Source organism: Streptomyces sp. NPDC048436, assembly GCF_043200355.1.
In the GTDB taxonomy this organism is placed as follows: domain Bacteria; phylum Actinomycetota; class Actinomycetes; order Streptomycetales; family Streptomycetaceae; genus Streptomyces.
The window spans coordinates 1,113,555-1,125,832 of the sequence record NZ_JBICXP010000001.1 but is presented as its reverse complement, the minus strand read 5'-3'; the positions used below and the strand labels follow the sequence as shown (position 1 = coordinate 1,125,832).

The 12,278-nt window shown below is 70.6% G+C and carries 11 protein-coding genes; 8 read left to right on the top strand and 3 right to left on the bottom strand.

Annotated features, from left to right (window positions below):
• Positions 1 to 21: 21 nt before the first annotated feature.
• A complete protein-coding gene (locus ACGFX9_RS05125) occupies positions 22 to 549 on the bottom strand; it encodes an SCP2 sterol-binding domain-containing protein (protein WP_393464733.1) in 528 nt (175 codons plus the stop codon).
• A gap of 69 nt (positions 550 to 618) precedes the next feature.
• Between ACGFX9_RS05125 and ACGFX9_RS05120 the strand changes: the two genes are divergently transcribed.
• The 3 genes from ACGFX9_RS05120 to ACGFX9_RS05110 all read left to right on the top strand — a co-directional run bounded on the left by ACGFX9_RS05120 (position 619) and on the right by ACGFX9_RS05110 (position 4,457).
• The gene (locus ACGFX9_RS05120) at positions 619 to 1,284 is read left to right on the top strand and encodes a TetR/AcrR family transcriptional regulator (RefSeq protein WP_393464731.1); all 666 of its coding nucleotides are present in this window, start codon (positions 619 to 621) and stop codon (positions 1,282 to 1,284) included.
• A 211-nt stretch (positions 1,285 to 1,495) separates the two neighbouring features.
• Positions 1,496 to 3,427, top strand: coding sequence for an AMP-dependent synthetase/ligase (locus ACGFX9_RS05115; RefSeq protein ID WP_393464728.1), 1,932 nt, complete (start codon positions 1,496 to 1,498; stop codon positions 3,425 to 3,427).
• 121 nt (positions 3,428 to 3,548) lie between these two features.
• Positions 3,549 to 4,457, top strand: coding sequence for a zinc-binding alcohol dehydrogenase family protein (locus tag ACGFX9_RS05110; protein WP_393464725.1), 909 nt, complete (start codon positions 3,549 to 3,551; stop codon positions 4,455 to 4,457).
• A 61-nt stretch (positions 4,458 to 4,518) separates the two neighbouring features.
• Here the strand turns inward: ACGFX9_RS05110 and ACGFX9_RS05105 are convergent, their stop codons facing one another.
• Positions 4,519 to 5,421: a ScbA/BarX family gamma-butyrolactone biosynthesis protein gene (locus ACGFX9_RS05105; RefSeq protein WP_393464723.1), complete on the bottom strand. Its 903-nt coding sequence runs from the start codon at positions 5,419 to 5,421 to the stop codon at positions 4,519 to 4,521.
• Positions 5,422 to 5,527: 106 nt separating this feature from the next.
• On the opposite strand from ACGFX9_RS05105, the gene ACGFX9_RS05100 reads away from it, so the two are divergent.
• Positions 5,528 to 6,190 carry a ScbR family autoregulator-binding transcription factor gene (locus tag ACGFX9_RS05100; RefSeq protein WP_393464720.1) on the top strand — a complete coding sequence of 221 codons (663 nt, stop codon included), beginning with the start codon at positions 5,528 to 5,530 and terminating at the stop codon, positions 6,188 to 6,190.
• 39 nt (positions 6,191 to 6,229) lie between these two features.
• Here the strand turns inward: ACGFX9_RS05100 and ACGFX9_RS05095 are convergent, their stop codons facing one another.
• The gene (locus ACGFX9_RS05095; protein ID WP_393464717.1) at positions 6,230 to 7,177 is read right to left on the bottom strand and encodes an ACP S-malonyltransferase; all 948 of its coding nucleotides are present in this window, start codon (positions 7,175 to 7,177) and stop codon (positions 6,230 to 6,232) included.
• A gap of 293 nt (positions 7,178 to 7,470) precedes the next feature.
• Between ACGFX9_RS05095 and ACGFX9_RS05090 the strand changes: the two genes are divergently transcribed.
• Genes ACGFX9_RS05090 through ACGFX9_RS05075 form a run of 4 tightly spaced genes read left to right on the top strand, consistent with a single transcriptional unit; the run spans position 7,471 to position 12,270 of the window.
• Complete coding sequence (locus tag ACGFX9_RS05090) at positions 7,471 to 8,436, top strand: AfsA-related hotdog domain-containing protein (RefSeq protein WP_393464714.1); 966 nt, start codon at positions 7,471 to 7,473, stop codon at positions 8,434 to 8,436.
• On the top strand, positions 8,433 to 9,482 hold the full coding sequence (locus tag ACGFX9_RS05085; RefSeq protein WP_393464711.1) for a 3-oxoacyl-ACP synthase: 1,050 nt from the start codon (positions 8,433 to 8,435) through the stop codon (positions 9,480 to 9,482). The genes ACGFX9_RS05090 and ACGFX9_RS05085 overlap by 4 nt, the downstream gene beginning before the upstream one ends.
• Positions 9,483 to 9,517: 35 nt before the next feature.
• Positions 9,518 to 11,236, top strand: coding sequence for an FAD-dependent monooxygenase (locus ACGFX9_RS05080; RefSeq protein WP_393464708.1), 1,719 nt, complete (start codon positions 9,518 to 9,520; stop codon positions 11,234 to 11,236).
• Entirely contained in the window at positions 11,233 to 12,270 is a 1,038-nt protein-coding gene (locus tag ACGFX9_RS05075; protein ID WP_393464705.1) for a beta-ketoacyl-ACP synthase III, read from the top strand. Before ACGFX9_RS05080 ends, ACGFX9_RS05075 begins: the two co-directional genes overlap by 4 nt.
• The last annotated feature ends 8 nt before the right edge of the window (positions 12,271 to 12,278 follow it).

The window sequence follows — 12,278 nt, the reverse complement described above, 5'->3', positions numbered from 1 at the left end:
TCCGGAAGTCGGTGTGGTGGGTCAGGCCTTGGGGATGTCGAAGTAGCGGGTCAGCCCGGCGGCGAGCGCCACATCGCCCGCGACCTTGAGCTTGCGCGTCATGAACATCGTCACGGGATTGGCGTTGCCGGAGACCAGCTTGAGGAACTCGGCGTCGCCCATGACGAGCGTGACGCGCGGCTCGGCGTTCGAGCGGCCCGCGGAGACGGTGCAGGTGCCTTCCGAGATGTCCGTCTCGTAGACCGTCTCGTCGGCCGCCTTGTCGGCTCCTTCACCGACCGCTTTGTCGGCCCCCGTGATCTTCCAGCGGATCAGGGCCTTGAGCGTGCCCGCCGCCTCCGGCTTGAACTGCCGGCCCATGCGCCCGAAGACCTCGGCCAGGACGCGGGCGCGCAACTCGCCGTCCTGGGCGATCTCGGTGATCTCCTTGTTGGAGAGCCCCTTCACGATCTTCGCGAACTCCTCGGGAGTGACGCTCGCGAAGTCCAGACCGGCCACACCATCCCGGCCTTTCGCGCCGTCCGTGCCGCCGCCGACGCCGTCCGCCATGGCAATCTCCTTACTTAAGAGTAAACTTACTAAGGGGTAAGGTAGCCCCGAGTCTGGGAGGCTGCAAGGGTGACGGTCAACGGGAGAACTGAAGGACGGCGGCGCCGCGTTCCGCGCCAGGAGCGCGAGCAGCAGATCATCGACGTGGGGGTGACCGTCTTCGCCAAGCGCGGCTATCACGCCGCGTCCGTGGACGAGATCGCCGAACTCGCCGGGATCTCAAAGCCGATGGTCTATCTCTACCTCGACTCCAAGGAGGGGCTGTTCCTCGCCTGCCTGCGGCGCGAGGCCGACCGCCTCGTCGCCGCCTTCCAGGGGGCGGCGCAGGCCGGGGGCGCGGCGCCCGAACTGCGCCTGTACGCGGGCCTCTCGGCGTTCTTCGCCTTCGTCGCCGAGCACCGCGACAGCTGGGTCGTCCTGCACCGCCAGGCATCGGAGCTGAGCGAGGCGATCGCCGCGGCGGTGGCCGACGCGCGGCGGGCGGTGATGGCGGAGGTCGCGGGCCTGGTCTGGGACGGCATCACGGAGCACGGCGGGGGCTCCCAGCTCTCGGACGAGGACGCCGACTTCGTGGCGCACGCGCTGGTCGGCGCGGCGGACTCGCTCACCGACTGGATGGGCAGCCACCCCGGCCAGTCCCCGGAGGGGGTCACTCTGCGGCTGATGAACATGGTGTGGGTGGGGATGGGGCGCGTACTTGAGGGGGAGGTGTGGGTGCCGGGGTCGGGGGACTGAGGCGCCGCCGCCCCGGGTCACTGTCCCGCTCGCTGCTCCCGCCCACTGATTCTTCGCTGCCCGACCCATTGAACTTTCCCTACGCATGGGTAAGTTGACCCATCAGTAAGTAAGCACCGCACCACCTCTGCACGACCTGTACCACCTGCACGACCTGTACCACCTGCACCACCTCTGTATGTCAGCTGGTAGCCGGGAGCCAGGAGCCGTCATGGGCGTACGCAAGGATCTGAAACGGGCGCAGCGCAACATGGGGCTCGCGGACCGCGCCACGGTCGAGCTCGTCCGGGACGAGCACGGCGTCGTACGCGAGGCGCGCACGGCCCCGCTCGCGGCGCGGGCCGCCGCGGGCAGCACCGCCGACATCCCCTTCACCAACGCGGCCGAGGCGCCCGACGCCGTCGTCCTGCGCCGCAAACAGGGCGGCCAGTGGCGTCCGGTGACCGCGGCGGCCTTCGCGCGCGAGGTCACCGCCGTGGCCAAGGGCCTGATCGCCGCCGGGCTCGAACCGGGCGGCCGGGTCGCGCTGATGTCCCGTACGCGGTACGAGTGGGCCGTACTGGACTTCGCGATCTGGGCGGCGGGCGGGCAGACCGTGCCCGTGTACGCGACCTCGGCGGCCGAACAGATCGAGTGGATCGTGCGGGACTCGGGCGTGAGCCTCCTGATCGCGGAGACGCCGGAGAACGTGGAGACGGCCGAGGCAGCGGTCGAAGCCCTGACGGAGCCGCCCCGCCTCCTCTGCGTGGACGACGGCGCCCTCACCGAACTCGCCTCCCTGGGGCGTGAGGTGCCGGACGAGGACGTGACCAAGCGCCGCTCCGATCTCACCCCGGACTCCATCGCCACCATCTGCTACACCTCGGGCACCACGGGCAAGCCCAAGGGCTGCGTCCTCACCCACGGCAATCTGCACGCGGAGGCCGCGAACACGGTCGACCTGCTGCACCCCGTCTTCAAGGAGATCACCGGCCAGGTCGCCTCGACGCTCCTGTTCCTGCCGCTCGCCCACATCCTGGGCCGCAGCATCCAGATCGCCTGCATGCTCGCCCGCATCGAGGTCGGCCACTGCCCCAGCATCAAACCGGACGAACTCCGCCCCGAACTACGGGCGTTCAGGCCGACGTTCATCGTCGGCGTCCCGTACCTCTTCGAGAAGATCCACGACACGGGTCGCGCGACCGCCGAGAAGATCGGCCGGGGGGCGTCCTTCGACCGGGCCGAGAGGATCGCGGTGCGGTTCGGCGAGGCGTACCTGAACAAGTTCCTCGACAAGCGCGGTCCCGGCCCCTCAGCCGGGCTGTACGCCGGGTGGGCGCTGTACGAACTGCTGGTCTACCGCCGCATCCGCAAGGAGGTCGGCGGCAGGCTGCGCTACGCGATCAGCGGCGGCTCGCCCCTGGACCGCAGCCTCAACCTCTTCTTCTACGCCGCCGGGATCATCATCTACGAGGGGTACGGCCTGACGGAGACCACGGCCGCCGCGACGATCACCCCGCCGCTGAAGCCGCGTCCCGGCACGGTGGGGACGCCCGTGCCCGGCACATCCATACGCATCGCGGACGACGGTGGCGTGCTCATCAAGGGCGGCATCGTCTTCACCTCGTACTGGAACAACCCGGCCGCGACGGACGCCGTGCTGCGGGACGAGTGGTTCGCGACCGGAGACCTCGGGGCGCTCGACGACGACGGCTACCTCACCATCACCGGACGCAAGAAGGACATCATCGTCACCTCGGGCGGCAAGAACGTCTCCCCGGCGATCCTGGAGGACCGGTTGCGCAGCCGGGCGCCGGTGGGACAGTGCATCGTCGTCGGCGACAACCGCTCGTATGTCGCCGCGCTCATCACGCTGGACGCCGAAGCGGTCGAACACTGGCTGACGGTACGAAAGCGCCCCAAGGACACCCCGCTCGCGGAGCTGTGCCGGGACCCGAAGCTGATCGCGGAGGTCCAGAAGGCGGTGGACTACGCCAACGCGGCGGTCTCAAGGGCGGAGGCCATCCGAAAGTTCACCCTGGTCGAGGGCGAGTTCACCGAGGACAACGGCCTGCTCACGCCCTCACTGAAGATCAAGAGGCATGCGGTGACGGCGGCGTACGCGGAGGAGATCGAGGCGCTTTACGGGGAATCGTCCCGGTAAGTCCTCGGTGCGTCCTCGGTGAGTCCTCGCGGTGAGTGGCGAAGGGGCCGACCGAGTACCGTTCCAAGGTCATTCGCGGTCATTTCGCGTCTCTTCACACTCTTCAGATGGGTAGCTCACTGTGCGCGCCATACAGTTCGACCGATTCGGCGGCCCGGAAGTCCTCGGCGTGGTCGAGGCCCCCGAACCGGTGCCCGGGCCAGGGCAGTTGCTGATCCAGGTCGAGGCCGCCGGGGTCAATTTCGCCGACACGCATCAGACGGACGGCTCCTACCTGGCCGCCGACCAGCTTCCGTACATCCCGGGCAGCGAGGTCGTCGGCAGGACCCACGACGGGCGCCGGGTCCTCGCCAAGGTCCGGGGCGGCTACGCGGAGCTCGCCGTGGCGCAGGAGACGGCGGTCTTCGACATCCCCGAGGACATGCCCGCCGCCCACGCCCTCGCCCTGGTGATGCAGGGGGTCACCGCCTGGCATCTGCTGCGCAGAGCCGCCCGCCTCTCGGCCGGCGAGAGCGTGCTGGTGCACTCGGCGGCGGGCGGAGTGGGCAGCCTCGCCGTGCAGCTGGCCCGGGAATTCGGGGCGGGCCGGGTCCTTGCCATGGCCTCCACGCGGCAGAAGCGGGAGTTCGCCCTGAAACTGGGGGCGGACGCCGCGGTGAGCTACCCGCTGGACGAGCCGGTGGACGTCATCCTTGACGGCACGGGAGGCCCGCTCTTCGACCAGGCGCTTGACTCACTGGCCGACTTCGGGCGCATCGTCACCTACGGAAGCGCCTCGCGCACCAGCTTCACCCCACTCGACGACGCCCGCATGCGCTCGCTCAACGCGGCTGTCGTCGGTTTCTGGCTGCGTCCCACGCTGGCCCGGCCCGGCGCGTTCACCGAACCGCTGCGGGAACTCCTTGAGATGACCTCGCAGGGACGTCTGCACCCGGTCGCCGGGCCCGAGTACGCGCTGGCCGACGCGGGCCGGGCACACCGCGACCTGCTGGACCGCCGGACCTCAGGGAAGCTGACGCTGCTTCCCTGAGGCTGTCTCTCTCAGGACGTAAGAACCAACCGGCATGGCGGTTGGTTCTTACGTCCGCAGCTCAGGCGGCGGCGCCGCGCAGGGTCACCGTGAACGCCGTCCGGTCGTCCTGGGTGCCGGTGACCCGGATGTCGGATCCCGTCGCGACCGCCTCGATCCAGCACGGCGCGTCGAACTCGATGTAGCGGTCGAAGGTGCTGATCACCTGGTGGGCCTTCGGCGCGTCCGGGCCGGTCAGGACGTGGGCGGCCTGGTAGGCGGCCTCGATCAGGGCGAGTCCGGGGACGTGGTCGACGGGGTGGTCGTAGAGGGTGATGTCGGAGGTGTCGGTGCGCAGCTGCCACCGGCCGGGCCGCTCGGTGGGGGTGATGGCGATGCGGCTGGTCACGTCGCATCCGGTGAGACCGGCGGGGGCGGCCGGGGTGCGGGGCACTGCCGCCCAGTCGACCTGGAGGTGCTCGCCGCGCAGCCGGCGGTACACGGCCGGGCCGATCCAGCTGAACGTGAGGGTCGACTCCCCGATGGCGCGGCCGTCATGGTGGACGGTGAAGTCCACGCTCATCGACCGGGGGCCGGTGCCGCGGCACGTGACGTCCAGGACGAAGTGGTCGGTCCGCCCTGGTGCGGTACGGAATCCGGGGTCGAAGGAGAAGTCCAGGCGCTCCATCAGGGTCTGGTGCTTCAGCGGGACACCGCGTTCGGCGTGTGCGATCAGCAGGCACGCCTGGCGGATCGTCTGCGTCAGCTTCAGCGGGTCGTACGCACCCCCGGCCGCGGGCTCCGGCCAGGCGGCGGTGACCATGTACTGGTCGGAGCCGAGCCGTGTCCAGCCGGTGACCAGGGCCGACTCCTCCCGGTGCAGATGGAGGAACTCCTTGGGAACTGTGGTGGTCGCGGCCTCGTTGGTCGACAGAGAGCCGGCGGTTATGGAATCAAGGACGTCGGCAGACAGTACGTTGGACATTGGATTCCCCCATGAAGTGGTGAACACTTGGTAGTTCAATCAATGCCAGTAACATACCGTCTGCCTGGTTTTTTTCAAGTGATCACCATCATAAGGAGGCGTTACCGTGGTGCAGCAGGAGCGGGCCGTCCGGACTCGCAGAGCCATCCTGGAGGCCGCCGCGGCCGTCTTCGACGAACGGGGATACGAGGCGGCAACGGTCTCGGAGGTCCTCGAACGGGCCGAAGTCACCAAGGGCGCCCTGTACTTCCACTTCTCGTCCAAGGCTGACCTGGCGCGAGGAGTGCTCGACGGCGCGGTGACCACCGACGGCGTACGGCCCCACCGCCTCAAACTGCAGGAACTGGTCGACGTGCTCCTGCTGTTGGCCTACCGGCTTCCGCGTGAGCCGATGCTCAGCGCGGCCCTGCGCATGTCGGTGGACATCGAGGCGCGGCGCCTGTTCGGGACGCGCTGGCCGGACTGGACGGAGCTGCTCGCGGGTCTGCTGGCCGAGGCCCGAGAGCGGGGCGAGGTGCACGCGCACGTCGACGCGACGGAGACCGCGAGGATCCTGGTGTGCGCCTGGACAGGCGCGAGCGTGGTGTGTGAAGGCCTGCCCGACGACTACGACTTGACGAGCGAGGTGGCCAAGCTGTTCCAGCTGGTCCTTCCCGCGATCGCCGCACCCCTCGTTCTCGCCAAGCTGGAGGTGTCCGTCGACCGGGCCGCCACGCTCTACGCCGATATGCCGATGGCGAGGCTGGAAGCGTCCGGCATCAGCCACTGAAGTCCGTTCCCCGGCCGACATTTCCGGGCATGCGCGGTGCTATTGGGCCGCGAACTCGGGTGCCGGCACCGGAGCCGACGACACGGAGATATCCGGAAAGGCGCGGCGCGTCAGTGCGGCCAGAGTGCGCCCGGGTCCGAAATCAATCATCTGGTCGCAATTCATGGAATGCACCAGAGTTTCGAGCGTTTCCAACCAGCGTACGGGGCTCACGAGTTGCCGTGCGCACAGCTCGGCCCATTCGGCCCCTTCGGTGTGTGGCCGCGCGTCGACATTCGCGACCACGGGCCTGTGCGCCGGTGCGAATCGCGTGGCGTCGAGCGCCGGTCGCAGAGCTCCGGCCGACGGCGCCATCAGCGGCGTATGGCAGGCGGCGGAGACCGGGAGCACCGTGTAGCGCAAGCCGTCCTCACGAGCGAGCTTCGCTCCGAGCCGGATGGCGTCCGGAGTGCCCGCGATCACCGTCTGGTGCCCGCTGTTGAGATTGGCCACCCACACGCTCTCGCCGCTCTCGCGTACGCGCTCGGTGAGTGCCTCGACCCGGTCGAAGGCCGCCCCCATCACCGCCGCCATGGCGCCCGGAGCGGGGCGCGCCACGGCGGCCATCGCGCGGCCCCGCTCGCCGACGAGCCGGGCGCCCTCGGCGACGGTCAGCGCGCCCGCGGCGACCAGCGCCGTGTATTCGCCGAGGCTGTGACCGGCGAAGGCGGCGACGGGGGCGTCCGGCTGGGTGCGGCGGAACTCGAACCAGGACAGCAGTGATGCGCTGAAGACCGTGATCTGGGCCAGGTCGGTCCGCCCGAGAGACTCCGTCCCCGTCTCCAGGAGCAGCTCCTCGACGTCGTACCCCGACGCCTCGGACACTTCGGCGAGCACCGGCCACGACGGTGTCCCGCGCCAGCGGGTGCCGAGGCCCTGGCGCTGCACGCCCTGCCCCGGGAAGAGCGCGGCGGTCGACCGCCCGGTGTTTTCCTGCTGAGTGGCCACTGAGAAACCCTCCCGACGAAGCGTGCATCCGACCCATCAAGTCGCCAGACGATTGTCGGGAGCGGGAACTCAAGCGGGAAACAAGCGCGGAACAACTCGGCCCGGCCAAGTGCCCGGCTTGAGTTGAACATTGGCCCGCACCCTCGATGCTGGTTGACGTGCCCGCCGACTGCCCCGAAGACACGGGGGCCCGGGTGCATTGGTGAACGTTATCTAGGGGGCACGGATTCATGAAAGCCGAGGTTTCGCACGGTTTTCCACCAGGCGTGGAGAAGCTGGAATTCAAAAGGACCGTGGATCGCGGATCCCTGCACCGCTGGGCCATTTCCGAGGTCTTCCTCACGGACGCCAGGAAGACGAGCGAGACGGAGTACGTCGCCGCCGCCCAGCTCCCGCCGGCCCACACCTACTACGCCGACCGCTGTTCACGGCTCGGCACACCGGACCCGCTCCTGCTGCTCGAATGCGCCCGGCAGGCGGAGACGTACGGCGGGCACGAGTTCTTCGGGGTGGCCCGGGACAGCAAGTTCCTGCTGCGTTCCTGGTCGATGTCGCTGCCCGGCCTTCTCACGGCACCGCGCGAGGACCGTCCGGGCGAGCTCGTCATGAGCGTGCGCACCAGTAACCGCAGGGGAGCGGAAGGCGATGTGCGGCGGCTCACCTACGACATCGACCTGGCTCTCACGCGGCACTATCTGGGCCGGGTGAGCATCGACGTGGGCTACATACCGGGACAGGTCTACGACACCGTCCGCGAACGGGGCCGGGGCAGGCCGCTCGCGCCCTTCTCGCGGCTGCGCGGGTCCGGTTCCTCGGTGCGGCCCGTGCACGTGGGCCGCTCCGATCCGGCGAACGTCGTCCTGGCGGACATCGCGGCCGGCCCCGACGGCGTCACGGCCGCCGTCCGCGTCCCACTGGACAACCCCAGCATGTTCGACCACGCCCAGGACCATCTGCCGGGCATGGTCCTGATGGAGGCGGCCCGGCAGACCTGCCTCTACGCGGCTGCCGAGCTGCTCGGTGCCTCGGTGTCCCACACCACCGTGACGGGCTTCGATTTCACCTTCACGCGGTACGCCGAGCTGGATGCCGTCACGAAGGTCCGTGTCACCAGGGGCGAGCCGGGCCCTTCCGCCGGAGTGCACACGTTCCATGTGGAGTTCATCCAGGACGAGACGGTCATCGCGTCCGGCGTGACGCACACGGCCACCGGCTCCGCGGCCCCCCGGCTACCCGATGACAAGGACCGGGCGGCATGAGGGCACCGGACGGCATCCGTGTCACGGCCGCCGAGTGGCTGCCCGCCGCCACCGTCAAGGCGACCGCCGCGGTCGCCGACGGAAGGGCCGCCGCAAACGAGGCGGAGGCGGTGGGCTACGAGCAACTCCCGGTGTCGGAGGGGGAGTCGGCGCCCGAGATGGCCGTACGGGCAGGCCGGGACGCCCTGGAGCGGTCGGGCGTCGCACCCGAATCCGTCACCGCTGTCCTCCACGCGTGGACGTACTACCAAGGCCATGACTTCTGGTCCCCGGCGCACTACGTGGCCGAGCGGACCGGAGCCACCGGCGCGGTGCCCACCGGCATCCAGCAGATGTGCAACGGGGGTGGCGCGGCACTGGAGGCCGCGCTCACCCGGCACCTCGCGGTGCCCGGGCACGGGCCGGTGCTCGTCACCACCGGAGACCGGTTCTGCGGGCCCGGCTTCGACCGCTGGCGCGGTGACTACGGCGTCTGGTACGGCGACAGCGGCACGGCGGCCGTCGTCGATCGCGTCGGACAAGACCCCCGGGGAGCAGGCGAGGGCGCGCTGCTGCTCCGGGCGCTCGTCACCGAGGCGGCACCTGACCTGGAGGTCGTCCACCGGGACCTGAGCGGGTTCCAGGACGCCCCGCACACCGTCAGCGCCACCGTCGACGTACGGCGCACGAAGAAGGCGTTCCTCACCGGCGCCGGCCGCGAACCGTTCGTGGCCCGGCTGCGGGAGACCACCACCCGGGTCGTCGCCTCCGCGCTCGCCGAGGCAGGCCTCGCCCCCGACGACCCCGCTCTGCGTGCGGTGCTGCTGCCCCGCCTCGGCCAGGCGACCGCACGGGACATCTACGGACCCGCGGTGGCCGCCGTCACGCCCGCCCCCGCCGTGGACCTCGGCGCGGGAACCGGTCACCTCGGCGCCGGAGACCTCTTCTCCAACCTCGCGGCGCTGTCCGGCGCTGGGCCCTGGGCGCTGCGGCCCCGTGAGTACGCCCTGGTGCTGAGCGCGGGCGCGGGATTCACCTGGAGCGGCGTCGTCGTACGACGGCCGTGACCGCTCCCTCCATGACGAAGACGAAAGGCGTAAGGATGACGATTTCCCCGCGTGAGAACTCCGGGGGCGAGCGGCCCGTGCTGGTCGTGGGAGCGGGCCCGGTCGGCCTGGTCCTCGCCTGTGAACTGCTCGGCCAGGGTGTGCCGGTGAGGATCATCGACGGCACGCCGCCCGGCTCCTCGCTGCACTCCCGCGCCATCGTGGTGTGGCCGCGCAGCCTCGAACTGCTGAACCGCATAGGCGCCGCCGAACCGCTCGCCGAGGCGGGCAACCGCCTGGACGCGGTGTCGTATTACTCGCAGAAGCGGCCCCTCGGAGCCATCGAGATGAGCCGGCTGCGGGACACCCCCTATCCGTTCGGGCTAGTCATCCCCCAGCACCGCACGGAGGACGCGGTCCGCGACCGGCTCATCAAACTCGGCGGGCAGGTCGAACAGGGCACGGTGACGGGGCTCGACAACGCGGGCCGGCGCCCCGTCGTCGACGTGGAATGGACCGACGGGCGCACCGAGCAGATCGAGGCCGACTGGGTCATCGGCGCGGACGGCGCGCACAGTTCGGTGCGCCGGCTGGCCGGGATCGAATTCCTCGGCAGCGGCGAGGACGTCCTCTTCGCGATCGGCGACGGCCCGATCGAAGGGGATCTGCACAACAACGAACTGCTCTACTGCTACACCCGTGGCGGCGCGCTCGGCCTCGCACCCTTCGGCGACGGCCAGTTCCGTCTCGCCGTCAGCGTTCCCGGCTGGACCGAGGAGCACGCACCGCCGCGCGATCTGTTCCAGCGCGTCATGGACGAGCGGGCGCCGCACCCCGGCCTGATCGGACCGCTGAACTGGACCACGATCTTCCGGGCACGGCGCCGGGTCGCCGAAACCCTGCGCGACGGCCGGATCTTCCTCGCGGGCGACGCCGGGCACATCTTCAGCGCCGCGGGCGCGCAGGGCATGAACACCGGAATCCAGGACGCCGTGAACCTCGGCTGGAAGCTGGCGGGCGTCATCCGCGGCAAGCTGGAGCCCGGCATCCTCGACACCTACGACTCCGAACGGCGGCTCGCCGCGGAACGGGTCGTCCTCACCACCGCGAAGCAGACCAGCTGGGGACTGTTCAAGGGGCGCAGGGAAGTCGCCGTACGGGACACCCTCGTGCGGATGGCCCGGCGCACCGGCGTACTGCAGCGCTTCGGCGCACCCCTGATGGCTCAGCACGATGTCACCTACCGTCCCGCGGACTCGCTCTGGCAGACCCTGCCGGGACTCACCAGGACCGTCCGCGCGGGCGACCGGCTCCCGGTCTTCAGCGAGCACGCCGCGGCGGCCGGTGACCCGGCCGCGAGTAACGGACGCTGGCCCTCCATCGACGCCGAGCGGCCCACGGTCCTGCTGTGGGCGGGCGAGCGGCAGGACGATGCCTGGGTCAAGCGGTGCGCCGCCCTGCGCGCGTCCCTGCCGGACACCTTCCCGGTACGGGACATCTCCGCATGGCCGGGCTTCGCGCCGCTGCTGGGCAAGGAGCCGCGCGCGGTGCTCGTGCGCCCTGACGGCCACATCGCCTCGATCACCGACCTGGACCCGGCCGAGCTGAGGATGGCGCTGCGCCGGGCGCGGGTCGCACTGGGGGCGCTGCCCCATGCCGCGCGGGTCGGCAGCGAGACGGTCACGGAGCTGGGGGCCGGTGCGGCGGCGCCCGCGACAGCGCCGCCCGCGGGCAAGGCCCCGAAGGGGTCCGCTCCCGGCAAGGTGGCCTCATGAGCGACGCGGCCGTGGTCTGCGGCCTCGGTGGCGCGCTGCCCGAGACCGTCGTCTCCAACGACGAACTCGCCGCCACTCTCGACACATCGGACGAGTGGATCCGCACCCGGACCGGCATCGAGCGGCGGCACGTCATCAAACCCGGCGAGGCCACCTCCGACCTGGCGGTGGAAGCGGGCCGCAGAGCACTGGAGTCGGCCCGCGCGCAGGACGGTACGGCGCCGGACGACATCGACCTCGTCGTTCTCGCCACGAGCACCCCCGACCACCCCTGCCCCGCCACCGCACCCCTGGTGGCCGAGCGCCTCGGCCTCGGTGGAGTAGCCGCCTTCGACATCTCCGCGGTCTGCACCGGGTTCGTCTACGCCCTCGCAGCCGCCGCCTCGATGCTCAGCGCGGGGACGGCCCGCCGCGCCCTGGTCATCGGCGCGGACACCTTCTCCACGATCCTCGACCCCTGTGACCGCACCACGCGCGCCATCTTCGGCGACGGCGCGGGCGCGGTGGTCCTGCGTACGGGGCACGCCGGTGAACCGGGCGAGCTCCTCGGGTTCGACCTGGGCAGCGACGGCGCGGGCGCCGAAATGATCACCGTGCGGGCCGGCGGCTCCCGCCAGCGGTCCACCGGACTCGCGGCGCCCGACGGCGACCAGTGGTTCTCGATGCAGGGCCGTGCCGTGTTCACCGAAGCGGTCCTGAACATGAGCAAGTCCGCGCAGGCGCTCATCGGCAGGGTCGGCTGGGCGGGCGAAGGACCCGACCGGGTGGTCGCGCACCAGGCGAACGTACGCATCCTGCGTGCGGTCGGCGACCAACTCGGCCTGAGCGCAGAGCAGATCGTCGTCAACCTCGACCGGGTCGGCAACACCGTGGCGGGCTCCATCCCGCTCGCGCTCGCCGACGCGGTGGCCACCGGCGGCCTCAGGCCGGGACACCGGGTGCTCCTGACCGGCTTCGGCGGCGGACTCACCTGGGGCTCCACGGCCCTCATCTGGCCGGAGCTGGCCACCGTACCCACCCACATCCACGCATGACGAGAGGA

Coding starts and splice junctions, on each gene's coding strand:
- ACGFX9_RS05115 (WP_393464728.1), top strand. CDS start 1,496: ATGGGCGTACGCAAGGATCTGAAACGGGCGCAGCGCAACATGGGGCTC.
- ACGFX9_RS05125 (WP_393464733.1), bottom strand. CDS start 549: ATGGCGGACGGCGTCGGCGGCGGCACGGACGGCGCGAAAGGCCGGGAT.
- ACGFX9_RS05080 (WP_393464708.1), top strand. CDS start 9,518: ATGACGATTTCCCCGCGTGAGAACTCCGGGGGCGAGCGGCCCGTGCTG.
- ACGFX9_RS05085 (WP_393464711.1), top strand. CDS start 8,433: ATGAGGGCACCGGACGGCATCCGTGTCACGGCCGCCGAGTGGCTGCCC.
- ACGFX9_RS05105 (WP_393464723.1), bottom strand. CDS start 5,421: ATGTCCAACGTACTGTCTGCCGACGTCCTTGATTCCATAACCGCCGGC.
- ACGFX9_RS05075 (WP_393464705.1), top strand. CDS start 11,233: ATGAGCGACGCGGCCGTGGTCTGCGGCCTCGGTGGCGCGCTGCCCGAG.